The following is a 268-nucleotide window of genomic DNA, read 5'->3' on the forward strand; positions in this document are numbered from 1 at the left end:
TTACTAGAGATCGTATCGTGAATCAATGTATCGATCACGCCGTCATTGTTCGCGCCGATTGCGATACGCTGACGCGTGTTTGAGCGTCTGACCGTTGCTTCCATCACTTGTGAACGCGTCATAGTGATTAGCACAGGACGACCCAGATCTTTCGCAGCAATCGCCGCTGCAATAGATTCAGGAGCAATACCGAGCTTACTACCGAACCCACCACCCACATAGTGTGCGATCAGTTGTATTTGATCTTTATTTAGGTCCAGAGCATCCA

The 268-nt window shown here is 48.9% G+C and carries 1 protein-coding gene; it reads right to left on the reverse strand.

Annotation, left to right across the window (positions count from 1 at the left end; translation table 11 throughout):
- Positions 1-268 (reverse strand): molybdopterin cofactor-binding domain-containing protein (locus tag AAEY88_RS13885; RefSeq protein ID WP_350563320.1); only part of this gene is annotated, 268 nt, incomplete at both ends.

It is taken from the genome of Psychrobacter sp. CAL346-MNA-CIBAN-0220, from assembly GCF_040309805.1.
In the GTDB taxonomy this organism is placed as follows: domain Bacteria; phylum Pseudomonadota; class Gammaproteobacteria; order Pseudomonadales; family Moraxellaceae; genus Psychrobacter.